Genomic DNA, 26,371 nt, shown 5'->3' on the forward strand with positions numbered 1-26,371 from the left:
TGGTTATCTCCTACTTAATTGGTAAATAAATAGAAAATTCAGTATTTCCGGGCCAACTGGTAAATTCAATTTTACCTGCATGCTGATCCACTAAATTACGCGCAATTGATAATCCCAATCCATTTCCTCCTTCTCTACCGCTTACCATGGGATAAAAAAGTGTGTCTTGTAGATGAGGAGGAATACCATCACCAGTATCAATTACATCTATACGGGCAACAAGGCGATGACGTTCACCATGGAGTGTGACTTGAAAAGCAGTACGGGTACGCAAAATAATCGTCCCTCCTGTTTTTTCAACAGCTTGTAAAGCATTGCGTGTAATATTTAGGAGTACTTGTTCTATTTGATCTGGGTAATGTGATAACTCAGGTAAACTGGGATCGTAATCTTTTATCAAGGTGACATTTTCAGGACATTCGAGCGAAATAAGTTGAGCCACACGCTCAACAACATGATGAATACTCTGATATGTTTTTGTTCCCGGGTGTTGGGGACCGAGTAGTCTGTCCACCAGCACACGAAGGCGATCAGCTTGTTCAATAATGACTTGCGTATATTCTGTTAAGGCAGGATCGGGTAATGATTTTGCCAGCAATTGTGCAGCACCTCTTAACCCACCTAACGGATTTTTAATTTCATGTGCCAGCCCCCTAACCAATTCCCTCGCTGCCATCTGCTGTGCTTGTTGTATCTGCTCTTGGCTTAACCGGCGTTGACTATCCATAGGCGCCAGTTCCAGCAAAATGTGTTGTTCGGAAATAGGTTGGGCACTGAGCGACATTGTATGTGATTGGTTATTGACAACCAATATCACTTCATTGTCAGTAAAGCTTTGTCCACTCGCTAATGTTTCACGCATTAAATCAGCATCAAAAGAGTAATAACTGAATAAGGCGGTAAAAGGCGTTTCAAATAATTTTCGGCGACTTTGTGCTAAAACCTGTAACGCAGAATGATTCGCATAACAAATAATAAACTCTTTGTTGATAACTAATACTGAGTGTATCAATGAGTCCAAAATTAATGTGTTATCAGGTAAGTCTGCCGTTTCCATATTGATACCTCGTTGCACCATTTTAGTGCATCTTACCTTTATTGCATTAATGAACCAATGCGTAAGTGAATAGACGAACTCCTTAAGTGGGAGAAAAGTGCCCATCCGAAGATGGGCAAAATAGCTTCACGGCAAAAAAACAGTTTTACATCTTGGCTTAAGTTTTTATCAGTAAAATTTAACTTAAGCGCTGTAATACATTTCAAATTCAAGAGGATGTGGAGCCATACGTACACGTTGAACATCTCCACGTAATAATTCTAAATAAGCATCAATAGCATCGTCAGTAAAGACGCCACCGCGGGTTAAGAATTCACGATCGGCATTTAGTGTATTTAATGCTTCCTCTAATGAACCTGCGACAGTTGGGATCTCTTTTGCTTCTTCTGGCGGTAAGTCATAGAGGTTTTTATCCATAGCATCACCAGGGTGAATTTTATTGATAATGCCATCAAGACCAGCCATTAACTGAGCGGCAAACGCAAGATAAGGGTTTGCTAATGGGTCAGGGAAGCGAACTTCAATACGGCGTGCTTTCATGCTGGCAACCACTGGAATACGAATTGATGCCGAACGGTTACGTGCGGAGTAAGCCAACATAACAGGGGCTTCAAAACCTGGAACTAAACGTTTATAAGAGTTAGTTGTTGGGTTAGTAAATGCATTTAGCGCACGAGCGTGTTTGATAATACCGCCGATGTAATACAGCGCCATTTCAGATAATCCGCCGTATTTGTCGCCTGCGAATAGGTTTACACCGTTTTTAGACAGAGACATATGGCAGTGCATGCCTGAGCCATTATCACCTACTAGCGGTTTTGGCATAAAGGTCGCTGTTTTACCAAATACATGAGCTACATTTTGTACCACGTATTTATAAATTTGGGTTTCATCTGCTTTTTTGGTCATGGTATTGAAGCGAGTCGCCACTTCGTTTTGACCTGCTGTTGCCACTTCATGATGGTGTGCTTCAACCACTAAGCCCATTTCTTCCATAATGTTACACATGGTAGAACGAATATCTTGTGATGAATCAACAGGTGGCAGTGGGAAATAGCCACCTTTAACCATAGGGCGGTGCCCTTTGTTACCGTCTTCATATTTAGTGTTGGTGTTCCAAGCCGCTTCAATATCATTAATAGCGTAAGAAGCGCCTGAAATATCGTTTTTAAAACGAATATCATCAAACAAGAAGAATTCTGGTTCTGGCCCAAACAGTACTGTGTCTGCAATACCACTTGATTTTAAATAATCTTCAGCACGTTTTGAAATAGAGCGTGGATCGCGATCATAACCTTTCATTGTGCCTGGTTCTAGCACATCACAACGAATAATCAGGGTTGGGTCTTGAAAAAATGGGTCTAGCATTGCGGTTGTTGCATCTGGCATCAGCACCATGTCTGATTCGTTAATGCCTTTCCAGCCACCAATAGAGGAACCATCGAACATTTTTCCTTCTTCAAAGAAATCATCGTTAACCTGATGAGCCGGAATAGTAAGATGTTGTTCTTTACCGCGGGTATCAGTGAAACGTAAGTCAATATATCTAACTTTATGTTCTTCAATCATGGATAACACATGTTCAAGGGACATAGAAACTCTCCTGGCGAATGGTTTTATTGAGTGCAGTGGCCTTACACATTTTTCGGTGAATTTTTTGCTCACCTAAATTCTATTGCGAAAAGCATGCCAACTTATCTAAAAAGGGATATATACTGTATTGATGAAGTTTAGTGTAGAATATCTCCTGTGATTTTTTAATTATTGCACAAAGTTGGTGCAAATTAAGCCTAATTAGTTGCACTATTTTGGTGCAATCGAACGGATGCTACTAAATTCTGAGGCGTGAAAAGGATCACAATTCAATTAATTGCATATTGTTAAGCAATCATTATTGTGATCTTGTTTAGTCTCTCGTCTAAAGCGTGTACAATACTGCGCTTATTTCTACAATGCCTGAGGCAAATTTTGTGATCGAAAACTTGCGTAATATCGCCATCATCGCCCACGTTGACCATGGTAAAACAACTATCGTCGATAAATTACTACAGCAATCTGGTACGTTCGGTGAACGTGAAACCGTTGCTGAGCGCGTGATGGACTCAAATGATCTCGAAAGAGAGCGCGGAATTACTATTCTTGCGAAAAATACAGCGATTAAATGGAATGACTATCGTATCAATATCGTAGATACCCCAGGACACGCCGACTTCGGTGGTGAGGTAGAACGCGTTATGTCTATGGTAGACTGCGTTCTATTGCTGGTTGACGCGATGGATGGCCCAATGCCACAAACTCGTTTTGTGACACAAAAAGCATTTGCTAACAACTTAAAACCTATTGTTGTTATCAATAAAGTTGACCGCCCTGGTGCGCGTCCAGACTGGGTTGTTGATCAGGTATTTGACCTGTTCGTAAACTTAGGTGCAACTGACGAACAACTTGATTTCCCAATTATCTATGCATCTGCATTAAACGGTATTGCGGGAACAGATTACAATGACATGGCTGAAGATATGACTCCGTTATATGAAGCTATTGTCAAATATGTAGAGCCACCAAAAGTGGATCTGGAAGGTACATTCCAGATGCAAATTTCTCAGTTGGACTACAACAACTACATGGGTGTTATCGGTATCGGTCGTATTAAGCGTGGTAAGGTTAAACCTAACCAACAAGTGACTATCATCGATAGTGAAGGTAATACCCGTAACGGTAAAGTCGGTAAAGTTTTAGGCCATTTAGGCTTAGAGCGTATCGAAGTTGATGTTGCTGAAGCTGGCGATATCATCGCAATCACTGGTTTAGGTGAACTGAATATCTCTGATACGATTTGTGAAGTGGGTGCTGTTGAAGCGCTACCTGCATTAGCCGTTGATGAACCAACTGTTAGCATGTATTTCTGTGTTAATACTTCACCATTCTGTGGTCGTGAAGGTAAATTCGTGACTTCTCGTCAGATTTTAGATCGTCTGAAAAAAGAGTTAGTCCATAACGTTGCATTACGTGTAGAAGAAACTGAAGATCCAGATGCATTCCGTGTATCAGGTCGTGGTGAGCTTCACCTGTCAGTTCTGATTGAAAATATGCGTCGTGAAGGTTACGAATTAGGTGTATCTCGTCCTAAAGTTATCTTCCGTGATATTGACGGTCGTAAACAAGAGCCTTTCGAACAAGTTACTATCGATATTGAAGAACAGCACCAAGGTGATGTGATGCAAGCGATGGGTGAGCGTAAAGGCGAAATGCGTGATATGCAACCAGATGGTAAAGGACGTGTACGTTTAGACTACATTATCCCTAGCCGTGGTCTGATTGGTTTCCGTACTGAATTTATGACTATGACATCAGGTACTGGTTTACTGTATGCAACATTCAGTCATTATGATGATGTTCGTCCAGGTGAAATCGGTCGCCGTAATAACGGTGTTATGATCTCTAATGGCCAAGGTAAAGCCGTTGCTTACGCACTGTATAGCTTACAAGACCGCGGTAAATTATTCGTTACTCATGGTGCAGAAGTGTATGAAGGCCAAGTAATTGGTATTCATACTCGCTCTAATGACTTAACAGTAAACTGCTTAACAGGTAAAAAGCTAACTAACATGCGTGCTTCTGGTACAGATGAGGCGACAACGCTGACTCCACACCTGAAACAAACATTAGAACAAGCATTAGAATTTATTGATGACGATGAGTTAGTTGAAGTTACTCCGCAGTCTATTCGTCTGCGTAAGCGTTATCTGTCAGAAAATGATCGTCGCCGCGCTTATCGTAGCAAAGACTAATTCGTTATTCTGATAACATAATTCTTAGGGCGCGTTTAGCGCCCTGAGTTTATACTCGGCATACTTCACGTTACAGTAGCGTTGACTATGCTCAGTTAGTCGAGACATAGCTTATCTATTCTATGTTCTCCGGCTATCTTCATTTATCACCTGCCTGTAACTCAAATTATGTTGAGTAGATGTTGCTATAAGACGAATGCGGTGGAAACTAATCCCCACCGCATAAGTTCTCTCTTTTTCCCTGCCTTTTCTTATTTTTTATCCCTTGTCTGCATTTACAACTTAATCGTTGTACAAGTCACCAATACTATTTCGAAGCACAGATGAAAGCAGTCTCATTTTTCCTCTATCCCAATCCTTTTTTATGTTTTACAAAAAAATTAAGTGTGATTATTGTACTTTTTTAGCGTTTAAGCCTGTTCAGTAAAGCGATTTATGATTAAAGTAAAATGAGTTTTCTATTATGGAGAGGATTTATGCTTTATATCTTTGATATGGGTAATGTGATTATTGATATCGATTTTAACCGGGTATTCGCAGTATGGAGTAAACTCAGTGGTGTTCCATTAGCGAACATAAAAAAGAACTTCACCACAGGTGAGATCTTTAAATTACACGAACGCGGCAATATTACAGACATCGAATTTGCAGAAGAAATCAGCTCAGAATTAGGGATGAGCCTAAGCTTTGAGCAATTTGCTGAAGGCTGGCAAGCTATTTTTATCGCAGTTCGCCCCGAAGTTATTGATATAATGAATAAATTAAGAGAGCAAGGACATCGGGTTGTTGTGTTATCGAATACTAATCGCTTACACCAAGATTATTGGCCTGAGCATTATCCTGAAATTGCTGCTTCTGCAGATTTCCTCTATCTATCTCAAGATATTGGAATGAGAAAGCCAGATCCTGAAATCTATAAATATGTTTTACAGTCTGAAGACATTGAAGCACAAGATGCCGTTTTCTTTGATGATATAAAAGCAAATGTTGATGCAGCAATTGCAGTAGGCATGAAAGGTGTACATGTTGTTGATAAACACACAGTCATTGACTATTTCAAAGATTACGATTTTACTCTCCCAGTAGAAGAATAATGCTATCTTAAGGATAACAATAGATTGAATTTGTTATCCTTTTTTATTGATTTATTTTGGAGAGAGCATGATTGCGTTAATTCAACGAGTGACACAGGCAAACGTGGATATTGCTGGTGAAACAGTCGGCGCTATTAATCAAGGATTATTGGTTTTATTAGGTGTAGAGAAAGACGACAACGAACAGAAAGCCAAAAGACTATGTGAAAAAGTATGTGGTTATCGCATCTTTAGTGATGAAAATGACAAAATGAACCTAAATGTGCAACAAGCTGGTGGTAGTTTATTAGTTGTCTCTCAATTCACACTTGCCGCGGAAACACAAAAAGGTATGCGTCCAGGATTTTCAAATGGTGCGCCCCCAGAATTAGCGAAAAATCTCTATCACTACTTTATTGAACAATGTCAGCTACAAGGTTTAGAAACGCAAACAGGCCAATTTGCCGCAGATATGCAAATCACACTGACTAATGATGGCCCAGTCACCTTTTGGTTGCAGGTATAACGTCGAACGTATAGTCGTGTTAAAAGGAGCTCAGATATGTACCATTTACGGACACCAAAGACAGAGGCGGAATTTGATGCCTATTATGCTTTTCGTTGGGAAATGCTTCGTAAACCTCTACATCAACCTGAAGGCTCTGAAAAAGACGGTTATGACACCTTTGCTCATCACCAAATGGTTGTTGATGAAATAGGGCAACCCGTTGCAATTGGGCGACTTTATATTAATGCGGATAACGAAGGGGCTATCCGCTTTATGGCAGTACGCACTGATGCGCAAGGTAAAGGCTTAGGTACTCTTGTAGCGATGGCTTTAGAGTCATTGGCTCGCCAAGAAGGTATAAAACGGATCGTGTGTAGTGCAAGAGAAGAGTCTGTAAGCTTCTTTGAAAAATTGGGTTATGAAAATTGTGGCTTAGTTACAGGTCCACAAACGACACCCATAAAGCATTTCTTTATGAAAAAAAGTATTGAGTCCTTAGATGATATTCTTCATCGGCCTGATTGGTGTGCTGAATTACAAAAACAATGGCATCAACATATCCCATTAAGTGAAAAAATGGGGTTGCGCATTACTCAATATACTGGCACTCGTTTTTATACCACTATTCCTGAAGCAGGAAATCAAAACCCCCATCACACCATTTTTGCTGGTAGCCAATTTTCACTTGCCACCTTAACAGGTTGGGGATTGATTTGGTTATTAATGCAAGAGCATAAATTACAAGGTGATATTGTGTTGGTGGATGCCCATATTCGTTATCGAAAACCTGTTTCTGGGCGTCCTGCAGCCGTTGCTGATATGGAAAATCTAAGTGGTGATTTAGGGCGATTAGCTAAGGGGAGCAAGGCACGCATCAAGTTAGATGTCGATATTTGTGGTGATGAAGGGGTTGGTGCTGTTTTTAGTGGTACTTATATTGTTTTACCTGCACAAAATAAGCAATGTTAGGTGATTGAGGTTAATTGATTGAATTTAATTGTTTTTTATCTTTTTTGCGTTAAGGCGTGTGGATAATTAATCTATACTTTAATGCTTATCTTATTAGGTTTGCCACAAAAATTCGTCCTTTAAGGCAAGGATAATGCCAAAGTGTTTCTATCGCGATCCAATTGATGTATATTTCGCAGTTTACGGAGGGAAGCATGGACACCAATTTATCTACTCGTCTTAATAAATATATCAGTGAAAGCGGGATCTGCTCACGTCGTGAGGCTGACCGTTATATTGAGCAAGGACTTGTCCTTATTAATGGCAAACGCGCCGGTATTGGCGACCAAGTATTTGCTGGTGATGAAGTCAAAGTTAATGGTCGATTGATTGAAGCACAGGATAATTCTGAGTTGGTGCTGATTGCGCTGAATAAACCTGTGGGTATTGTCAGTACCACAGATGATGGCGAAAAAGATAATATTGTTGATTATGTTAACCACAGTACCCGTATTTTCCCAATTGGGCGTTTAGATAAAGATTCACAGGGATTGATTTTCCTAACTAACCACGGTGATTTAGTCAATAAAATCTTACGTGCAGGTAACGATCACGAAAAAGAGTACCTTGTGACAGTGAATAAACCGATCACTGATGAGTTTATTCATGGAATGGGCGCAGGCGTTCCTATCATGGGACAAAAAACCAAGAAATGTAAGGTCAAGAAAGAAGCGCCAATGGTGTTTCGTATTACCTTAGTTCAAGGATTAAATCGCCAAATTCGTCGTATGTGTGAATATTTTGGTTATGAAGTCACTAAGCTTGAACGTGTTCGTATTATGAATGTGAGTTTATCGGGATTGCCTGTTGGTGAATGGCGTGATCTGACCGATGATGAACTGATTACCTTATTTGAAGCGATTGAAAAATCAACGTCTGAAGTACCACCAAAAGCAAAACAAAGTAAACCTAAAAAACAAATCAGTAGTAATGCAAAAGCCTTGGGTATTCATATTCCTCAAACAAAAACCAAAGAAACGGAAAATAACTCTCGTAAGCGCTTTGTTCAGCCGGGTCGAAAAAAGAAAAAACGCTAATATCATCTCTGTAAATACGATAAAAACAAAAAAACACCTGGAAGGGTGTTTTTTGTTTGTTCTATTTAGGTATTAATAAAATTAGTCTAAATTCAACTCATCTAATTTGTTTTGACGACGTTCAAGCACAATCGCGGCAAGTTCGGCATCCATAACCCGTTCAATTAAGGCGTCATAGTCTTCTTTAGATAGGCAATAGAACAACGGAGTTTTGTTGTCATCACACACAAGCAGTGTGCTGTTATCTTCAAGTGCAGTTAAAGGAGATTGTTGAAATGTGTTTAAAGATATTTTTTCAGGGGAAAAATCTTCGTCAGGCATGAAAACTCCACAATAAAGAAAAGGGCAATAGCGCATTGTAACGCTTTTTATTAAGGGAGCAATCCGTGCTCCTGCGAAAGATCAATATTATAGGTGATTAATTATTTCGCCATTTTGTATTTCTGAATTGAGTATTTGTTGCTCACCTTTACTTCCAGTTAATGTGCCATTGAGTGTTGATATCACTGGAATTGCACGTAAATTACCTTTCAGTTTTAGTGTAAATTGGCCTATTTCATCAGAGTAGGTTGTTTTTAAACCTAATGTATAAGGCGTTGATAAAGGCACATTGAGTCCATTAGCAATGAGTGAGAACTGACGTTGTTGGTTAGATTGCACTAAACCTGCTGAGCCTCGCACAATACCATCACCAATAAAGGCCGAATATTGCTCAATAATTGCATTATCTTGCTGAGTGACAATATTTAGATCAGGGCGACGTAATTCAATTCTATTTAATGTTCCACTATCTGCATTTAATATAGCTGAACCTTGCCATAATCCCCATTCACCTTCTTTTGCAATAATTAAATTTTGTAGTTTTCCTGTTAATCCTGTGAATTGGAAAGGAAACTCTGGTGTGATATCAATTAAAATTGATTGGTTTATGGATAACTGTTCGATAGTAATATTTTGAATATCACTGCTGTTATCAATAGGCTTAGCTAAAAAAGCGAGCCAATCTTCAGGGAGTGTGTATAAAAGGCCTGAAAGTGTCGCTTCATGAATAGAAATAGTTTTCGAGTCTTTATTCCAATTCCCCGCAAGTTTAATTAAGCCTTTTTCATAACGTAAACTAAGATTATCAAGATTGAGTTGATTGTTTTGCTGATTCAGTTTTGCGATAAGATCAGTGAAATGTTCATCTTGGAAAACAACGTCATTTGCGTTGAGTTCACCCGTTGTGAATGTTAGATTTTTATCCCAATCAAACTGAGAAAATTGACCATCAAAACCACTTATTGCCCATTGCTTTCCTTCAGCCGTAAAATCAACAATATTAAGTGCTCTTATGCTAATGCGTGGGTATTTAGAGATTGATTGTATTAAATCACTGAAGGTTTGAGAGGATTGCCAACGTAAGCCATTCATATAAACTTCATCAAACTTCCATTGATTATTTTGATACTGACCACTTAATGAGAGTGAGCCATTAAGTAAACGCGTTCCTAGTTTTTCTATTTGAATATTATTTGGTTGATATTGACCAGAAATAATGAAATTACTGAATTCATTATTATTTATCGTGCCATTAGCAATGGAAAATTGAAAATGGCCTGCACCAATAAAATCTTCCGATGTAGGTGCCCAAGGTGTAATTCCCCCCGTCACTTTTTTCGCTTCGAAAGAAAAATCTGCATTGGTGCTGTTTAAAATCATATTTTTAAATTGCAGAATATCAGCACTTAACGGTATTGATGGAGCCTTATTAGTAAATTCAATATTGCCATTTTCTAATGTGATTTTTTGCAGGTGAGAAGGGGCGGTAAAAAATTGCCAATTAAGTCGAATCTGTGCTGATTTTGCGAATACAGTTGTTTTGTCTTGCTTAGGGTTAACAGAGAGATCATGAACAATAACTTGTTCGGGTTGCATAAGGTCATGTTCAATACCTGAGAAGCGAATATCGTAATCAGTATATTGTGTTAGCCATTCACTTGTTTTTTGCGCTCCCCACTGAGTCTGAATAAAAGCGTAAATTATGATAATAAATAAAATAACGATAAGTATCAGAGATACCATACTTTTCATCAGCCAGCGCATTGCCCTTCTCCTGTTTTATACTCCATCAAAACATTATACAGTTATGCCTGAAAATTGGGTGATGCTCAAGTATTCGTCACTATATAAAGCAAGATTATTTAACTGCTTATGCATTTATTATAGTGGATATCTTGTTTCTCAATTCGATAGTGGGTTGAGTATTTTGTTTTTGTAAATAGGTTTCAATATTACTCAATATATCTTTTATAGAATTTTTATCCTGTTGTTCTTTATCATTTAATTCTTCTTTTATTAACTTATTGCCATAGTTAATAAGTTGAGAAATGAGTTCATTAGGTTCAAGGCTACCGGAATGATAAGCATTGTAAAAATTAGGGAGAATACCCGCTTGTGTTGGTAAATATTGAAACTGATACGTTAGAAACCCCTCTTTATCTTTATATTGCTGATTATTAAGGCAAGGGTTTTGTAAAAACGTCACTAAGTCTTCTTTAATATGTTCTAAGTTAAACTCAGGGATAGACTTATTTCCTAAATATGTAAACTTATGATTTGTATTAAATAACGATAAAATAGAATCTTTGAGATAAGTAAAAAATTGCCCAATAGTTTGTATATAAAAATCTTGAGTAGATGGATGACTTTTTAAGTACTCGAGTGCAGGGTTTTTAATTGGGATCAATGGTGTAGTCATGTTATTTTCCTTTGATTTTCAGTATTGAGATAAAGATTTACCGTAACTCAAAGGGCAATACTTTTATAAAAATACCATTGGCCTAAAGATGATAAATAAAGCGCTATTTTCATAATCCAAAATAGCGCTTTACTCATTTGTTGCTAGTTAATAATTATTTTTCCGGAGGGAAAATTAGATTTAAAATAATGGCGGTTAATCCACCCGCTGCAATACCTGATGATAGCAATGTTTTTAGCCAATCAGGGGCAAATTGTAATATTTGAGGTTGTTGGGAAACCCCTAACCCTACCGCAAGTGAAATAGCAAGGATCATAATAGCTCGGCGGTTTAATGCCTCTTTAGACACAATACGTACACCGGACGCAGCTATCGTACCGAACATCACTAATGTGGCTCCGCCTAATACAGGCTCAGGAATTCGTTGCACAAATTCTGCAACAAAAGGAAATAAACCCAAAACAACCAACATGGCGGCCACAACATAGCCCACATAACGACTGGCAACACCCGTTAATTGAATAACACCGTTATTTTGACCAAAACAAGAGTTTGGGAATGTATTGAAAAATGCTGAAACCATGGAGTTAATTCCATTAGCTAATACGCCCCCTTTAATACGCTTCATATACAAAGGACCACTGACGGGTTGCTCTGAAACATCAGACGTTGCTGTGATATCACCAATAGTTTCTAGCGAAGTAATCATAAACACGAGCATTAAGGGAATAAGCAGATGCCAATCAAATGATAGCCCATAATAAAACGGTTCTGGAATAGTCATTATTGGCGTTTCTTGATGCTCTACTGGTGTTGGCAACATATCCAGTGCCCAAGCCAGAATATAACCCACAGCCATAGCTATGACTAAAGAGGCAACACGTAAATAAGGATTTTTTTGTCGATTCAGTAAAATAATAACAATGAGAACCGAGCCGGCTAATAATAAGTTCTGTGGCGAACCAAAAGTATTATTTTCAATAGCCGCATAGCCACCACCAATAGAGGTTAACCCCACTTGGATTAACGAAAGGCCAATAATCATCACGACTACACCAGATACTAAAGGCGTTATGATACGTCTTGCCAAGTGAAGTACGCGTGAAAGGACGATTTCTGTTAACGAGGCGACCATTAAAGTTCCAAAAAGGGCAGCCATCATTGTTGGGATATCAGCCCCTCCATTTTTAAGTGCTAATCCCCCCATAATTAAAGGAGCAACAAAGTTAAAGCTAGTTCCTTGAATCGATAATAATCCTGAACCAATTGGCCCCCATGCCCGAATTTGAATCAGTGAGGCAATACCCGATGCAAATAAAGACATGCTGATAATACGTTGGGTATCGTGTGCAGGTAATCCTAAGGCTTGGCAAATTAAAATTGCGGGAGTAATAACCGCGACAAACATGGCTAAAAGGTGCTGACATGCAGCAAAAAGCGTTTGAGCTAATGGTGGCTTTTCTTCTAAAGCAAAAAGAAGTTCGCTATTTTTTTTAACTGAAACATCACTATCTTTAGGCAATTTTTGATTTTCTGAAGTAACCATGGTGTGAATTTCTTATTCGACAAAAACGGTATTTTAATGATCTGCGCCACAAAAGCAATCGTTTGCGTGAAAATGATGTTATCAAAATGCATAAGAGGCGCTCACATTTTTATATGTTTTAACTTGTGTTTGTCGCCATTTTTTTTTCTAATCGGGGATACCTGCTTTTGGCGTTGTTTATGGATGAACTTAGCGTCGTAGTATTTTTATATAAAATTAACAAATAAGACGGGGTACATAAATGTATCATCTTGATGTTTATGGCACGCTGGTTGCGGCCACTTTGGTTCTCTTGATCGGACGTAAGTTAGTGAAATCTGTTCCTTTTTTAGAACGGTATACGATCCCAGAACCTGTTGCAGGTGGGCTACTTGTTGCAGTTCTTTTATTAGCATTTAAATCTTTTATGGATTGGGAAGTGAGTTTTGACCTCTCGCTTAAAGATCCATTAATGCTAGCCTTCTTTGCAACGATCGGTTTAAACGCGAACCTCGCGAGCTTAAAAGCGGGAGGAAAAGCACTTTTTATTTTCATCTTTGTTGTGGTTGGGTTGTTGCTAGTGCAAAACACAGTCGGTATTGCATTGGCGAAAATGTTAGGCCTTGATCCTTTAATGGGATTACTTGCAGGCTCGATTACATTATCGGGTGGTCATGGCACGGGGGCGGCTTGGGGTAAAACGTTCGTTGAAAGTTATGGTTTCATGAGTGCGTCTGAAGTCGCAATGGCGTGTGCAACCTTTGGTCTGGTTTTAGGTGGATTGATTGGTGGCCCAGTTGCGCGTTACTTAATCAAAAATATTCCAACACCAGGACTTGGTACTGACGATCATGAAATGCCAACGGCGTTTGAGAAACCCACCACAGGTAGAATGATTACTTCAATGGTATTGTTAGAAACTATTGCGATGATCTCTATCTGTTTAATGGCGGGCACATTTCTTTCTCAATTATTAGAAGGCACTGCATTCTCATTGCCAACCTTTGTGTGTGTCCTATTTATTGGCGTTATTTTAAGTAATAGCCTCTCAATGCTTGGTTTCTATCGTGTTTTTGATAGAGCGGTATCAGTTTTAGGCAACGTGAGTTTATCGTTATTTTTAGCGATGGCATTAATGAGCCTGAAATTATGGGAACTGGCCTCACTGGCGATCCCAATGCTGGTTATTCTAGGTGTTCAGGCGGGTGTTATGGCGTTGTACGCTATTTTTGTGACATTCCGTGTGATGGGTAAAAACTACGATGCGGCGATTTTGGCAGCGGGTCACTGTGGTTTTGGTTTAGGGGCAACGCCAACGGCGATTGCTAATATGCAAGCCGTTACGGATCGTTTTGGGCCTTCTCATCTTGCGTTCTTAGTCGTGCCAATGGTAGGGGCATTCTTTATTGATATTGTGAATGCGATAGTGATTAAACTGTATCTACTGCTACCATTCTTTACGCCTATAGCGGGATAGTTTTACCGTTATAACTTGAGAAATATTTCTGTATTAAATCGCACCCCAACGTTGTTTTTTCAGCATTGGGGTGTTTTTTATGGCATGTTCTATTTCAATATCACGCAAAATCGCATTTAACGACATGCTAAGGCGATGCAAAGAGTGATCTTATGCTTGGCTATATTGTGTCTTAGCGGGTAGCCAGCGTTCGATTAAGGCTTGCGAATGCTTAGGGTAGTGTTGATGTAAGTAACGAGCAATACGTTGTACTTCAGGAATGAGCCCTTGGTCGCGTAATAAATCAGCCACTTTAAATTGCGCATTACCTGTTTGTTTGGTACCTAAAAGCTCGCCTGGGCCACGAATTTCGAGATCTTTTTGGGCAATGACAAAGCCATCATTGCTATCTCTTAATACTTGTAATCGTAAACGCGCAGTTTGCGTCAATGGTGTTTTATAAAGTAAAACACAATGAGAGGCAATTGCACCTCGACCCACTCGACCACGTAGTTGGTGTAACTGTGCAAGGCCTAGTCTTTCAGGGTTATCAATAATCATTAAACTGGCATTAGGCACATCAACGCCAACTTCGATAACAGTTGTTGCGACTAGAAGATGTAATTCATTTTCTTTAAATGCCGCCATAACAGCTTGTTTTTCAGCAGGTTTCATTCGACCATGTACAAGCCCGACTTTAATTTCAGGAAGTGCGAGTGTAAGTTCATCATAAATTACTTGAGCTGCTTGTGCTTCAAGTACGTCGGAATCTTCAATTAATGTACAGACCCAATAAGCTTGGCGGTTCTCTTCTGTACAGGCGAGCCTAATACGCTCAATAATATCATTACGACGAGTATCGGGGATGGCAACTGTGGTTACTGGTGTCCGTCCGGGAGGTAATTCATCGATGATAGAAGTATCCATATCGGCATAAGCAGTCATTGCTAGTGTTCGTGGGATTGGTGTTGCTGTCATTACCAATTGATGAGGGTGAAAACCTTGCTCTTCACCTTTCTTCCATAAAGCAAGACGTTGATGCACTCCAAAACGGTGTTGCTCATCAATAATGACTAAGGCAAGGGCGTGAAATTTTACTTGTTCTTGGAAAATAGCATGAGTGCCAATAATAATAGAAACTTCACCATTCGCAATGGCGTTTTGTTGAGCTTCGCGGGCTTTCCCTTTCTGTTTTCCTGCTAACCAACCCACTTGAATACCAAAAGGCTCGAACCATTTTCTAAATGTCAATGCATGTTGTTCTGCTAATAATTCTGTTGGAGCCATTAACGCCACTTGCTTACCATTTGCAATGGCACGTAATGCACTTAATGCTGCAACTAGCGTTTTACCTGAACCTACATCTCCTTGGATAAGTCGCATCATCGGGTAGTTTTTTTCTAAATCATTTTCAATTTCATTGACGACACGTTGCTGAGCATTTGTAGGAGTAAAAGGTAGCATTGCGAGAAATTGCTGGCGTAATGTGGAAGTGCTTGGCATAAACAGCGGTTCTGCACGATAAGATTGCGCACCCGCTCTGGCATTCAGCATGCCTAAATTATGAGCCAATAACTCTTCAAGGATAAGCCTTTTTTGTGCGGGGTGTTGCCCTTTTTCAAGCTCTGCGAAGGCGATATCGGGAGGCGGATTATGTAAAGTGCGTAATGCGGCTGCTAATGGGGGTAAACCATGAATAAATTGATCAGGCAATAATTCATTAATAGCGCAGGTATCAAGTAATTCTAACGCTTGCTCTATCAGTTTGCGCAATGATGTTTGGCGTAAGCCTTCGGTTGTGGAATAAATCGGGGTGAGTGTTTCTTGCAATTTAACCTCAGCACCTGCCACTTTAATTTTGTATTCAGGGTGGATAATTTCAGGGCCTCGGCTTCCTCGCTTTACTTCACCATAGGCGGTGACTTGTTTACCTTGAGCAAGGTTGTTTTTCATTGCTGCCGTAAAGTTAAAAAAGCGAAGCGTTAAAATACCTGAGCCATCAGAAATTTGGCAGGTCATCATTTTTCGTCGCCCAAAACTGACTTCGGTTCTTAATACTTCACCTGAGACAGTGGCAGGAATACCGGGAAGAAGATCGCTAATAGCATAGAGGTGTGTTTGATCTTCATAACGCAAAGGAAGGTGGAGTAACAAATCCTCAATAGTCACAAGCCCTATTTTTGCCAGCTTGTCTGCCTGACTTGCACCTACGCCGTGAAGAGTGGTTAAGGGGATTGCATCAAGCAGTTTTCCTTTCATGAGATCAATACTCCGTCTTTTTTAATTTCCTAAGTTGCTTTTGTGTCATTTGCATTTCTGCCCACCATGAGTCAGGTGCTTCAATTTCACCACGACCATTAATGTATGGGCGAGGCAGGCCTTTTCGACGAGAAACTTCTGCTAAGACTGGATATCCACCTTCAAATAGCAGAATTTGTTGTTGTTCTTCTGTCAAGGTGCTCTCTGTTCGATTATACATACCTGCAGCCTGACGTTGTCGTTGTGCTTCATATAAAATTAAAGCACTGGCAACCGAAACATTCAATGATTGCACCATACCCATCATAGGAACAATGATATCTTGATCGGCAAGCGCTATCGCATCTTGTGAGATACCTGTTTTTTCTTGTCCCATAATAATACAAGTTGGGCGAGTGTAATCAATCTCACGAAAGTCGACGGCTTTATCTGAGAGATGTGTCGCAAGAACTTGCATACCTTGATTACGAAAGATACCTATGGCATCAGCGATTGAGGGGTGTGTTTCTACATTGACCCAACTGTTACTTCCTGCTGCCGGTGATACAAGCATTCGCATTTTTTCTTCAGGCCAAATAGCATGAATTTTAGGAATACCCACGGCATCAGCTGTTCTTATAACAGCTGCCACATTATGGGATTTATGTACTTCTTCAAGGCAAACTGTCAGGTCAGGTTGCCGCATCGCCATCATTTGGCAGATGCGGGCATATCGAATTGAATTCATGGCTAGTTTTTATTACGACTAACGCGCAGAACGTCAGGCATGATGCGAAGTTTGCGCATGATATTGGCTAATTGAATTCGGTCTTTCGCTGTTAAGCGAATAAAAGCACAATAAACACGGCCATCTTTCTCTTCAGTATTCATGCTTTGAATACTTGAGTTTGCATCATTAATTGCAGCGGTTAAGTTTGCTAATGCACCTTGGTGGTTAATCATATCGACTTTAATTTCAGTAATGAAATCACTGTTGATCTCTTTATCCCACTCGACAGGCATGAATTTTTCAGGCTCTTTTTGATAGCCACGAATATTACGGCAAGATTCATGGTGAATAACTAAGCCTTTTCCTGGGCTAATATGTGCCACGATAGGATCACCCGGAATAGGGCGACAACATTTAGCAAAGGAGATTAATACGCCATCGGCACCTTTAATTGGCAGTTTAGGTGTTTCATCATTAGTTGCATTTGTTGGTGCGTTATCATCTTGATTTTGAGTATCAATTAATAAATTACGCGCGACAACAACACTCATGGTGTTACCTAAGCCAATCTCAGCCATTAAGTCATCAATGGAATGGAGCTTCATTCGCTTCAATTCACGCTCAATATTCTCGGCTGAAATATCAGCGAGCTTATGCTCACCTAAAGCGTGATTCAATAAACGGCGACCTAAATTAATAGAGTCTTCACGTTTTAAATTTTTCAGAAGTTGGCGAATTTTAGAACGAGCTCTTGAGCTGACGACAAAATTTAGCCAAGCTGCGTTCGGTCGTGCACCTGGAGCAGTAATAATTTCAACTGTTTGTCCTGTGCGTAGCGATTGTGAAAGAGGATAAGGTTGTCTATCAACTCTTGCGCCTACACACGCATGACCAATATCAGTATGTACAGCATAAGCAAAATCGACAGGAGTCGCGCTCGTTGGTAATTCAACAATGCGACCTTCTGGAGTGAAAACGTAGATTTCATCAGGAAAAAGATCTGATTTTACGTTTTCGATAAATTCAAATGAGCTACCCGCGCTTTGTTGCAATTCAAGTAGGCTTTGCATCCAGCGTTGAGCTCTTACTTGTGCGGTTGTGCCCGGTTGTTCACCTTGCTCTTTATAAGCCCAATGCGCTGCAACCCCCATTTCAGCCATTTGATCCATATCTTCAGTACGAATTTGCACTTCAACTGGCACACCATGAGGGCCAATAAGTGATGTATGAAGAGATTGATAGCCGTTGGCTTTAGGGATGGCAATATAGTCTTTAACTCGCCCCGGACGTGGTTTATAAAGACTGTGCATTTGACCCAATACGCGATAACAGGTATCAACTTCTTTCACGATAACGCGAAAGGCATAGATATCCATAATCGAGTGAAAGCGTTGCTCTTTTAGCAACATTTTGCGATAGATAGAGTAGAGGTGTTTTTCGCGACCGTTTACTTTACATTCAATATGCGCTTCTGTTAGGCGACCTTCAATTTCAGAGAGGATTTTATTAATCATCTCTTTGCGGTTACCTCTAGCAGCCTTAACAACTTCTTTTATAACACGGTAACGATTAGGGTGTAGCGCCTCGAAACCCAGCTCTTCAAGCTCTGTTTTGATATGATGTATACCTAAACGATGTGCCAAAGGGCTATAGATTTCGAGTGTCTCGCGAGCAATACGGCGACGTTTATCTGGGCGCAATGAACCCAGTGTGCGCATATTGTGAGTTCGGTCTGCCAGTTTGATTAAAATGACGCGAATATCTTTTACCATCGCCATAATCATTTTACGGAAATTTTCAGCCTGAGCCTCTTTTTTGTCTCTAAATTTTAATTTGTCCAGTTTAGAAACACCTTCAACAAGATCGGCCACCGTACTACCAAATAGGTTTTCGATATCTTGGAAGGTTGCAGGTGTATCTTCGATAACATCATGCAACAACGCCGCCATAAGCGTTTGGTGGTCTAATCGCATATCTGCGAGAATACACGCAACCGCAACAGGGTGAGTTATATAAGGCTCACCACTTGAACGAGTTTGTCCCTCGTGGGCATTTCGGGCGACGATAAAGGCTTTTTTAAGTTGTTCAACTTGCTCCGATGGCAAGTATTTTTGAACGATTTGATTCAGGCTTTCAAACAGGTACAAGGCAGACCTACCCCTATTTTATAAAACGATTAACGACGACCTTCCGCAATCGCTGAAACAGCTTGTAATTCTGCTGCTTCTTGCTCTTGCTGCTCTTGACGTTCACGAGCATCAAGAATTTTACCGTTAATCAGGCCTTCTTCGATCTCACGTAGCGCGACAACAGTCATTTTATCATTTTCTTCTGGAACTAAAGGATCTTTAGCGCCAACTTGTAACTGACGCGCACGACGTGCTGCGACCAGAACGAGGTCAAAACGGTTACCAATTTTTTCTACAGCGTCTTGAACGGTTACGCGTGCCATATTTGTGTTACTCCACCATTAACGAAATGACTGGGCATAATACTGAAAGTTAACTCAGTCTGCCAATAATTTGCTGATTAAATCACCATGTCGTAGCGTTTGACGATCAAGGCGTAATTTTTCTGAACGAATAATTGATTGTAAATCAGCAAGCGCAGTATTGAAATCATCATTAATCAGCAAATAATCATACTCATTAAAATGCTCCATTTCTGATACAGCTTGTGACATACGTTTTGTAATCACTTCTTCGCTATCTTGGCCACGTCCACGAAGTCGGCGGTAAAGCTCTTCTTTTGACGGTGGCAGAATAAAAATACTACGAGCTTCTGGCATCGCTTTACGCACTTGCTGTGCGCCTTGCCAATCAATATCTAAAAAAACATCAACACCACTGGCTAAGATTTCTTTGATAACTTTGCCGGATGTACCGTAGTAATTACCAAAAACACAAGCATGTTCGAGGAAATCACCACTCTCTATCATGCTTTTAAATTCTTCTTCAGTGACAAAGAAGTAATGTTCACCATGGCTTTCTCCCGGTCTCATAGGGCGAGTGGTATGGGAGACAGAAACCTGCGTGTCATATAAAGGCTGTGTTTTTAACAGCGCTTGAATAAGACTTGATTTACCCGCACCGCTTGGAGCGGAAACAATATAAAGAGTTCCTTGGATCATGATGACTTTCTGAATTTGACTGGAGAATTAAGTATAAATACATGTTTAGGGAGCAAATCCCCCATATAGTATACACATACAATGAATGACATACAGTGCCCATGTTTAATACAGGGCTATTTTTTTCTTATTATGTTCTCTTTTTTAATTAGAAAATAAGAGAAAAATTAAACTATGCCAATATTAACATACAATTAAAGGCTCAGTGATAGGAATTACCTTTTATCATAATAGTGAAAAGAGATTATATTTTGAGATACCCCACAGAATCAAAAATAACCGCTGTTGTTAAAACAGCGATTCGTTAATCTTGATTCTCGTAATTAAAGACAGGTAGGCCCAATTTATAACGAATAGCGAGAAGTCGAGCCGTTAACCCAGCAACAAGGGTAATGATGATAATAACGTCTCTTGGTAATGGTGTATAAAACAGTAATCCCATATAAAGCCACGCAGCACCAAAAGCGATACCGGCATAAATTTCTTTTTGGAAAACTAAAGGAATGGTATTACAGAGCATATCCCTTAATACACCACCAAAAGCCCCTGTAATCACCGCGGCAATAGCAGCAATAATTGGGCCATATTCCATATCGAGTGCGATTTGTGCGCCGATAATAGAGAAAACCATTAGGCCGATGGCGTCTAGGATAAGGAAGAGTCGCTGTAAGTGTTTCATCATGGGGGCAACCCACATGGTGATAACAGCAGCACATGCAACAGTGACGATATATTCAGGGTGTTTTACCCAACCCAGTGGGTAATGGCCGAGTAGAATGTCTCTGACAGAGCCACCACCAATGGCAGTTGCAGAGGCGATAATAATTACGCCAAAAACATCCATTTTACGACGGCCAGCAGCAAGCGCACCCGTCATGGCTTCTGCAGTAATACCAATAATATAGAGAACACTAAGTAACATGATTTTCTAATTTTCTGACTATTTAGTGAGGATAGAGTAATTACCTTGCGAAAAAGTCTCGACTGAATTTTTTTAGTGCCAGGTAAAATTAATTAGTTTTTATAATGTGGAAATTTATTTCCCGATAAGGATAAATATGTCTTTTCAGGAACACCAGATTACGTTTGATAGCCGTCATCATCAGTTAACCAATATAAATGTTTGGACACCAGATAGCCAGTGGTTAGTCTATGATGTACGTCCCAATGGAGGATCTTTTACAGGTCTAACCATAGAAAAAATTCATGCGAAAACAAAACAGCAACAGATAATTTACACTGCAAAACAAGGAGCACATGTTGGTGTGGCTACAGTATGCCCAACTGAACCTGTGCGTTATGCTTTTATTCATGGGCCTGAAAATCCAGATGATGAATGGCATTATGATTTTCATCATCGTCGCGGAGTGATTGTCGATGAGTCAGCGCAAAAGCGCGCTTTTAATATCGATGCATGCTCACTGACCTCCCCATATCAAGCTGGTGCATTACGTGGGGGGACTCATGTTCATGTATTTAGCCCTGACGGTTTACGTTTAAGTTTTACATATAACGATCATATTATGCATGAATTGGGTAGTGAATATGATCAACGTAATGTGGCGGTTGCTGTGCCACTAAAAGCGGTAAATGTCGCTAAAAAACATCCTCGTGAATATGATGGTGAATATTTTTGCACTGTAATAAGCCAAACTGTTGCTCATCCACAAAGGGGAAGTGACGAAATTAATAAAGCTTATGAAGAGTGTTGGATTGGTACTCAAGGCTATACAAAGGCTGATGGTTCACTACAACGCTGGGCAATTGCGTTTATTGGCGATACCGTGAGTGAACAAGGCGATAAAGTTTCTGATATTTTTTTAGTGGATTTACCTGATGATAATCACGCTTTCAGTATTGAAGGTGATAAGCCATTGGCAGGAACCGACACAACAATGCCAGCGGTGGCTAAAGGTATTTATCAAATACGGCTAACAAATACAGCTAATAGAAAATACGCAGGTGTTTTAAATCAGCCTCGCCACTGGCTAAGAAGCTCCCCAAAAGGCGATGCCATTGCTTTTTTAATGAAAGATGATAGTGGTGTTGTGCAGTTATATACAGTCTCGCCAAGTACGAAAGAGATAAAACAAGTTACCTCTCAGAATTGGGATATTCAGTCAGCCTTTACATGGAATAGTAACGGACAATATATCACCTTTATTTGTGATAACAGTGTGATGTTATGTAATGCAAAAACGGGTGAACTAACACGATTAACAGAAAAAACAGCACAAGCACCAAGTAGTGATGCAGTCGTATTCTCTCCGAATGACCAATATATTGCATTTATGCGTGATGTTGATGGTTATCGCCAGATATTTACAGTAGAGACCGGAATTTAATATTAAACAAATAAGAGTATTAATATCATTATTAATACTCTTATTTTAATAAAAAATTTCTTGATGTTCTAAATAAAAATTAAGTTAGGTCCCTAATGAAAAATGATATTTTTCAAAGTTAATAATTAATTAAAATAGAATGGATTTTATTTTGTTCATTATTAAAGGGGATAAATATTATGTATGAGGAATATACAACGCAAGCTTTACCTCCTAAAAAGTATAGAGAATTACTCGGAACTTGTTTTTGTGTATTTAATTCAAATAATAACTTTGTTATAGAAAACATCTTAAGATTAGATAAAAAATATTCTTGGCATATACTTATTGATAAAGAAACAGGACAGTTACTTGATGATGTAAAACAAACGATTAATCAAATATCAGGTCTCGAAATAGCTGATCGATTTTATGAAGTCATGGAAATGAGAAATAGGTTAGTACATTCATATCAAGTTAGTGCAGAAGATTGTGATGTTTCTGATGATGAAGATAATCAAATATTAGCGACAAAATACAGCAATGGTAAACAAGAATATATTACAGAAGATTTTTTATTTTATTTTATAGATAAAAATAAGGAATTATCAGAACGACTCTATGAGTTAAGAGATTTATAATTAAGTGTCTATTTTCATACTTATAAAAAACCGATACCCTATAAGAGTATCGGTTTTTATTTCAAACAATATTCTATTCTTTATTGTAAAACAGAAATATCCGCGACTTTTAAGAACAGTTCACGTAATTGGCTTAACATGGTTAAACGGTTGATACGAACCGCTTCGTCTTCATCCATCACCATAACTTTATCAAAGAAGTTATTGACCACATCACGTAATGAAGCTAGTTCAACTAATGCTTCTTGATATTTACGCTCTGCAAATAATGGTGCCAACTTATCTTGTAATACAGAAAGATTAGCCGCTAATTGAACTTCTTCTGGTGCTTTTAATACGGAAGCTAAAACAGTGTCATTCAGTTTTACGTTAGCAGATTTTGCTAAGATATTAGAAACACGTTTATTGGCTTCTGCTAAAGCAGAGGCTTCTTCTAATGTACGGAAATAAGTTACTGCTTTAACACGAGCATTGAAGTCAGCAGGTTGTGTTGGACGACGTGCTAATACAGCTTGAATAGTATCAATGCTGTAACCTAATTCTTGATACCAAGAACGGAAACGACCTAACATAAATTCAACTACATCACTAACGACATTTTTATTCGTCAGTTTGTCACCGTAAAGGCGAACAGCTTCTTGCGTTAATTCTTCAATATCTAACGGTAAATCTTGCTCAACGATAATACGTAAAACACCCAATGATGCACGACGTAGAGCAAATGGATCTTTATCCCCTTTCGGATGTTGACCAATGCCGAAAATACCCGCAAGTGTGTCCATCTTCTCTGCGATAGCGAGGGCGCTAGCAACAGGATTAGAAGGTAATTCATCGCCTGCAAAACGAGGCTGATATTGTTCTTTTAGTGCAACAGCAACTTCTTCGGCTTCACCATCATGACGTGCATAATGCATACCCATAACACCTTGAGTATCTGTGAATTCGAACACCATATTGGTCATTAAGTCACATTTTGACAATAAACCTGCACGGGTTGCTTTATTAACATCAGCACCCATTTTGCTCGCAATAAAGCCAGCTAATGCTTGAATACGGTCTGTTTTATCACGCAGTGTGCCTAAATCTTTCTGGAATAATACGGTTTCAAGGCGTGGTAAGTTATCTTCTAAACGTTGTTTTCGGTCAGTTTTAAAGAAGAACTCTGCATCAGCTAAGCGAGGACGTACTACTTTTTCGTTACCACTAATGATCTGTTGTGGATCAGAAGATTCAATATTAGTGACGAAAATAAAGTTAGGTAACAACCCACCTTGTTTATCATAAACAGGGAAGTATTTTTGGTCACCTTTCATGGTGTAAACCAGTGCTTCAGCAGGAACGGCAAGGAATTTTTCCTCAAATTTTGCTGTTAACACAACCGGCCATTCAACCAATGAAGTGACTTCTTCCACTAAGCTATCGCTTAAATCTGCGATACCGCCAAGTTTTTCAGCAGCAAGACGAGCATCATGAAGAATAATTGATTTACGCGTTTCGTAATCAGCAATAACTTTTCCGCGCTCATAAAGAATTTCAGGATACTGATCTGCATTATCAATAGTGAACTCAGCTTCACCCATAAAGCGATGACCACGAATAATACGATCGCTTTGGATACCTAAAATTTCACCATCAATAACAGTATCACCTAATAATAAAGTGACAGTATGAACAGGACGTACAAAGTGAGTTTCTTTATCGCCCCAGCGCATTAATTTGGGAATTGGTAATTTGGATAATGCTGTGCTTACCATGCCAATCAGTAATTGGTTAACAGCTTCACCTTTTACTTCTGCACGATAAAATAACCACTCGCCTTTATCTGTTGATAAGCGTTCTGCCTGGTCAACAGTAATGCCATTACCTCTTGCCCAACCTTCAGCTGCTTTGGTTGGTTTACCTTCAGCGTCAAATGCTTGAGCAATTGCAGGACCACGTTTTTCAATGGTTCTATCTGCTTGCGATTTCGCCATATTAGCTACTTTAATGGCTAAACGGCGAGGTGCTGCAAACCAAGATACATCACCATGAGTGATATTGGCGTTGTCCAGCTCTGCAGTAAAATTAGCAGCAAAAGATTCGGCTAAAGAACGAAGCGCTTTCGGCGGTAATTCTTCCGTGCCGATTTCCACGAGGAAAGTCTCAGTTGTCATGATAGCCTCTTACTTTTTACACATAGGGAAACCAAGCGCTTCACGAGAAGCATAATATGCTTCAGCAACCGCTTTGGTTAAAGTACGGATACGTAAAATATAACGCTGACGCTCTGTCACAGAGATAGCTTTACGTGCATCCAATAAGTTAAAGGTGTGTCCTGCTTTTAAGATACGTTCATAGGCAGGTAAAGGCAGAGGTTTTTCTAACTCTAACAACTCGCGGGCTTCTTTTTCATACTGTTCAAAGCAAGAGAACAAGAAGTCTACATCAGCATATTCAAAGTTATAGGTTGATTGCTCAACTTCGTTTTGATGATAGATATCACCGTAGGTGGTTTTACCTAATGGTCCATCACACCAAACTAAATCATAGACGCTATCTACGCCTTGAATATACATGGCAAGGCGCTCTAAACCGTAAGTAATTTCGCCTGTAACAGGTTTACACTCTAATCCACCCACTTGTTGGAAGTAGGTAAATTGCGTGACTTCCATGCCGTTGAGCCAAACTTCCCAGCCTAAGCCCCAAGCACCGAGTGTTGGGTTTTCCCAGTTATCTTCTACAAAACGAATATCATGGATAGTTGGGTCTAAACCTAACTCTCTTAAAGAGCCAAGATACAGTTCTTGAATGTTATCAGGTGATGGCTTAATGATAACTTGGAATTGGTAATAGTGCTGTAAACGGTTAGGGTTTTCACCGTAGCGTCCGTCAGTTGGGCGACGTGAAGGTTGTACATAAGCCGCAGCAATAGGCTCTGGCCCTAATGCTCGTAAGCAGGTCATTGGGTGTGATGTGCCGGCACCCACTTCCATATCTAATGGTTGGACAATGGTACAGCCCTGGCGAGCCCAGTAATCCTGTAGTGTCAGGATAAGACCTTGAAAGGTTTTGGTATCAAACTTTTGCATGTTATATCCGCATGGCGATACATAGAATAAAAAGAAAGGTTTCAGTAT

Annotated in this window: 22 protein-coding genes; 8 read left to right on the forward strand and 14 right to left on the reverse strand. The window is 39.6% G+C overall.

The features are described from left to right. Positions 1–10 precede the first annotated feature (10 nt). Together glnL and glnA are read right to left on the reverse strand one after the other, a co-directional pair. Positions 11–1,057 carry a nitrogen regulation protein NR(II) gene (gene glnL, locus ABN080_RS15050; protein WP_196554386.1) on the reverse strand — a complete coding sequence of 349 codons (1,047 nt, stop codon included), beginning with the start codon at positions 1,055–1,057 and terminating at the stop codon, positions 11–13. A 183-nt stretch (positions 1,058–1,240) separates the two neighbouring features. Beyond that, positions 1,241–2,650 carry a glutamate--ammonia ligase gene (gene glnA, locus ABN080_RS15055; RefSeq protein WP_349439491.1) on the reverse strand — a complete coding sequence of 470 codons (1,410 nt, stop codon included), beginning with the start codon at positions 2,648–2,650 and terminating at the stop codon, positions 1,241–1,243. Positions 2,651–3,009: 359 nt separating this feature from the next. On the opposite strand from glnA, the gene typA reads away from it, so the two are divergent. The 5 genes from typA (at position 3,010) to rluF (ending at position 8,471) form a co-directional block, all read left to right on the forward strand. Further along, entirely contained in the window at positions 3,010–4,845 is a 1,836-nt protein-coding gene (typA, locus tag ABN080_RS15060; RefSeq protein WP_072068832.1) for a ribosome-dependent GTPase TypA, read from the forward strand. 476 nt (positions 4,846–5,321) lie between these two features. Beyond that, entirely contained in the window at positions 5,322–5,939 is a 618-nt protein-coding gene (gene yihX / locus ABN080_RS15065; protein WP_349441422.1) for a glucose-1-phosphatase, read from the forward strand. Between the two features lie 67 nt (positions 5,940–6,006). Then, on the forward strand, positions 6,007–6,444 hold the full coding sequence (dtd, locus tag ABN080_RS15070; RefSeq protein WP_072068830.1) for a D-aminoacyl-tRNA deacylase: 438 nt from the start codon (positions 6,007–6,009) through the stop codon (positions 6,442–6,444). Positions 6,445–6,480: 36 nt separating this feature from the next. Continuing rightward, positions 6,481–7,395: a fatty acid biosynthesis protein FabY gene (fabY, locus tag ABN080_RS15075; RefSeq protein ID WP_072068829.1), complete on the forward strand. Its 915-nt coding sequence runs from the start codon at positions 6,481–6,483 to the stop codon at positions 7,393–7,395. A 194-nt stretch (positions 7,396–7,589) separates the two neighbouring features. Further along, positions 7,590–8,471: a 23S rRNA pseudouridine(2604) synthase RluF gene (gene rluF / locus ABN080_RS15080; protein ID WP_196554384.1), complete on the forward strand. Its 882-nt coding sequence runs from the start codon at positions 7,590–7,592 to the stop codon at positions 8,469–8,471. Positions 8,472–8,552: 81 nt separating this feature from the next. On the opposite strand, the gene ABN080_RS15085 is transcribed toward rluF, so the two are convergent. From ABN080_RS15085 to ABN080_RS15100, 4 genes are all read right to left on the reverse strand, one after another. Further along, entirely contained in the window at positions 8,553–8,792 is a 240-nt protein-coding gene (locus tag ABN080_RS15085; RefSeq protein ID WP_197269784.1) for a hypothetical protein, read from the reverse strand. An 87-nt stretch (positions 8,793–8,879) separates the two neighbouring features. Further along, entirely contained in the window at positions 8,880–10,556 is a 1,677-nt protein-coding gene (locus ABN080_RS15090) for an AsmA family protein (RefSeq protein WP_349441423.1), read from the reverse strand. 106 nt (positions 10,557–10,662) lie between these two features. Next, a complete protein-coding gene (locus ABN080_RS15095; protein ID WP_349441424.1) occupies positions 10,663–11,211 on the reverse strand; it encodes a hypothetical protein in 549 nt (182 codons plus the stop codon). A 154-nt stretch (positions 11,212–11,365) separates the two neighbouring features. Beyond that, the gene (locus tag ABN080_RS15100) at positions 11,366–12,757 is read right to left on the reverse strand and encodes a uracil-xanthine permease family protein (protein ID WP_197269786.1); all 1,392 of its coding nucleotides are present in this window, start codon (positions 12,755–12,757) and stop codon (positions 11,366–11,368) included. Between the two features lie 241 nt (positions 12,758–12,998). On the opposite strand from ABN080_RS15100, the gene gltS reads away from it, so the two are divergent. Continuing rightward, positions 12,999–14,213 (forward strand): sodium/glutamate symporter, encoded by a 1,215-nt coding sequence (gene gltS, locus ABN080_RS15105; protein WP_072068823.1) that lies wholly within the window; start codon positions 12,999–13,001, stop codon positions 14,211–14,213. A 150-nt stretch (positions 14,214–14,363) separates the two neighbouring features. On the opposite strand, the gene recG is transcribed toward gltS, so the two are convergent. The 6 genes from recG to ABN080_RS15135 form a co-directional block, all read right to left on the reverse strand. Then, the gene (gene recG / locus ABN080_RS15110) at positions 14,364–16,451 is read right to left on the reverse strand and encodes an ATP-dependent DNA helicase RecG (protein WP_349441425.1); all 2,088 of its coding nucleotides are present in this window, start codon (positions 16,449–16,451) and stop codon (positions 14,364–14,366) included. Positions 16,452–16,455: 4 nt separating this feature from the next. Further along, a complete protein-coding gene (trmH, locus tag ABN080_RS15115) occupies positions 16,456–17,178 on the reverse strand; it encodes a tRNA (guanosine(18)-2'-O)-methyltransferase TrmH (protein WP_349441427.1) in 723 nt (240 codons plus the stop codon). Between the two features lie 2 nt (positions 17,179–17,180). Continuing rightward, a complete protein-coding gene (gene spoT, locus ABN080_RS15120; RefSeq protein WP_072068820.1) occupies positions 17,181–19,307 on the reverse strand; it encodes a bifunctional GTP diphosphokinase/guanosine-3',5'-bis pyrophosphate 3'-pyrophosphohydrolase in 2,127 nt (708 codons plus the stop codon). Positions 19,308–19,336: 29 nt separating this feature from the next. Beyond that, positions 19,337–19,612: a DNA-directed RNA polymerase subunit omega gene (gene rpoZ / locus ABN080_RS15125; RefSeq protein ID WP_006534607.1), complete on the reverse strand. Its 276-nt coding sequence runs from the start codon at positions 19,610–19,612 to the stop codon at positions 19,337–19,339. Positions 19,613–19,666: 54 nt separating this feature from the next. Continuing rightward, positions 19,667–20,290: a guanylate kinase gene (gmk, locus tag ABN080_RS15130; RefSeq protein ID WP_072068819.1), complete on the reverse strand. Its 624-nt coding sequence runs from the start codon at positions 20,288–20,290 to the stop codon at positions 19,667–19,669. A gap of 304 nt (positions 20,291–20,594) precedes the next feature. After that, on the reverse strand, positions 20,595–21,212 hold the full coding sequence (locus ABN080_RS15135) for a trimeric intracellular cation channel family protein (RefSeq protein ID WP_072068818.1): 618 nt from the start codon (positions 21,210–21,212) through the stop codon (positions 20,595–20,597). Between the two features lie 136 nt (positions 21,213–21,348). On the opposite strand from ABN080_RS15135, the gene ABN080_RS15140 reads away from it, so the two are divergent. Together ABN080_RS15140 and ABN080_RS15145 are read left to right on the forward strand one after the other, a co-directional pair. Further along, positions 21,349–22,635: a YidR family protein gene (locus ABN080_RS15140; RefSeq protein ID WP_349441428.1), complete on the forward strand. Its 1,287-nt coding sequence runs from the start codon at positions 21,349–21,351 to the stop codon at positions 22,633–22,635. Between the two features lie 179 nt (positions 22,636–22,814). Further along, on the forward strand, positions 22,815–23,255 hold the full coding sequence (locus tag ABN080_RS15145; RefSeq protein ID WP_349441430.1) for a selenium binding protein: 441 nt from the start codon (positions 22,815–22,817) through the stop codon (positions 23,253–23,255). Positions 23,256–23,335: 80 nt separating this feature from the next. On the opposite strand, the gene glyS is transcribed toward ABN080_RS15145, so the two are convergent. Both glyS and glyQ read right to left on the reverse strand, forming a co-directional pair. Further along, positions 23,336–25,408, reverse strand: a complete 2,073-nt coding sequence (gene glyS, locus ABN080_RS15150) for a glycine--tRNA ligase subunit beta (protein WP_115351126.1) — start codon at positions 25,406–25,408, stop codon at positions 23,336–23,338. A gap of 9 nt (positions 25,409–25,417) precedes the next feature. Next, positions 25,418–26,323, reverse strand: a complete 906-nt coding sequence (glyQ, locus tag ABN080_RS15155; protein WP_004246832.1) for a glycine--tRNA ligase subunit alpha — start codon at positions 26,321–26,323, stop codon at positions 25,418–25,420. Between the last annotated feature and the right edge of the window lie 48 nt (positions 26,324–26,371).

The organism is Proteus sp. fly-1089 (genome assembly GCF_040138965.1).
Classification (GTDB): Bacteria; Pseudomonadota; Gammaproteobacteria; order Enterobacterales; family Enterobacteriaceae; genus Proteus; species Proteus vulgaris_B.

Bases quoted from the DNA above. Each gene is read 5' to 3' on its own strand.
- ABN080_RS15095 (WP_349441424.1), bottom strand. From the start codon at position 11,211: ATGACTACACCATTGATCCCAATTAAAAACCCTGCACTCGAGTACTTA.
- yihX (WP_349441422.1), top strand. From the start codon at position 5,322: ATGCTTTATATCTTTGATATGGGTAATGTGATTATTGATATCGATTTT.
- ABN080_RS15100 (WP_197269786.1), bottom strand. From the start codon at position 12,757: ATGGTTACTTCAGAAAATCAAAAATTGCCTAAAGATAGTGATGTTTCA.
- fabY (WP_072068829.1), top strand. From the start codon at position 6,481: ATGTACCATTTACGGACACCAAAGACAGAGGCGGAATTTGATGCCTAT.
- gmk (WP_072068819.1), bottom strand. From the start codon at position 20,290: ATGATCCAAGGAACTCTTTATATTGTTTCCGCTCCAAGCGGTGCGGGT.
- recG (WP_349441425.1), bottom strand. From the start codon at position 16,451: ATGAAAGGAAAACTGCTTGATGCAATCCCCTTAACCACTCTTCACGGC.
- rpoZ (WP_006534607.1), bottom strand. From the start codon at position 19,612: ATGGCACGCGTAACCGTTCAAGACGCTGTAGAAAAAATTGGTAACCGT.
- dtd (WP_072068830.1), top strand. From the start codon at position 6,007: ATGATTGCGTTAATTCAACGAGTGACACAGGCAAACGTGGATATTGCT.
- ABN080_RS15085 (WP_197269784.1), bottom strand. From the start codon at position 8,792: ATGCCTGACGAAGATTTTTCCCCTGAAAAAATATCTTTAAACACATTT.
- typA (WP_072068832.1), top strand. From the start codon at position 3,010: ATGCCTGAGGCAAATTTTGTGATCGAAAACTTGCGTAATATCGCCATC.
- glyQ (WP_004246832.1), bottom strand. From the start codon at position 26,323: ATGCAAAAGTTTGATACCAAAACCTTTCAAGGTCTTATCCTGACACTA.
- ABN080_RS15090 (WP_349441423.1), bottom strand. From the start codon at position 10,556: ATGCGCTGGCTGATGAAAAGTATGGTATCTCTGATACTTATCGTTATT.
- glnL (WP_196554386.1), bottom strand. From the start codon at position 1,057: ATGGAAACGGCAGACTTACCTGATAACACATTAATTTTGGACTCATTG.
- rluF (WP_196554384.1), top strand. From the start codon at position 7,590: ATGGACACCAATTTATCTACTCGTCTTAATAAATATATCAGTGAAAGC.
- glyS (WP_115351126.1), bottom strand. From the start codon at position 25,408: ATGACAACTGAGACTTTCCTCGTGGAAATCGGCACGGAAGAATTACCG.
- ABN080_RS15140 (WP_349441428.1), top strand. From the start codon at position 21,349: ATGTCTTTTCAGGAACACCAGATTACGTTTGATAGCCGTCATCATCAG.
- glnA (WP_349439491.1), bottom strand. From the start codon at position 2,650: ATGTCCCTTGAACATGTGTTATCCATGATTGAAGAACATAAAGTTAGA.
- trmH (WP_349441427.1), bottom strand. From the start codon at position 17,178: ATGAATTCAATTCGATATGCCCGCATCTGCCAAATGATGGCGATGCGG.
- ABN080_RS15135 (WP_072068818.1), bottom strand. From the start codon at position 21,212: ATGTTACTTAGTGTTCTCTATATTATTGGTATTACTGCAGAAGCCATG.
- ABN080_RS15145 (WP_349441430.1), top strand. From the start codon at position 22,815: ATGTATGAGGAATATACAACGCAAGCTTTACCTCCTAAAAAGTATAGA.
- gltS (WP_072068823.1), top strand. From the start codon at position 12,999: ATGTATCATCTTGATGTTTATGGCACGCTGGTTGCGGCCACTTTGGTT.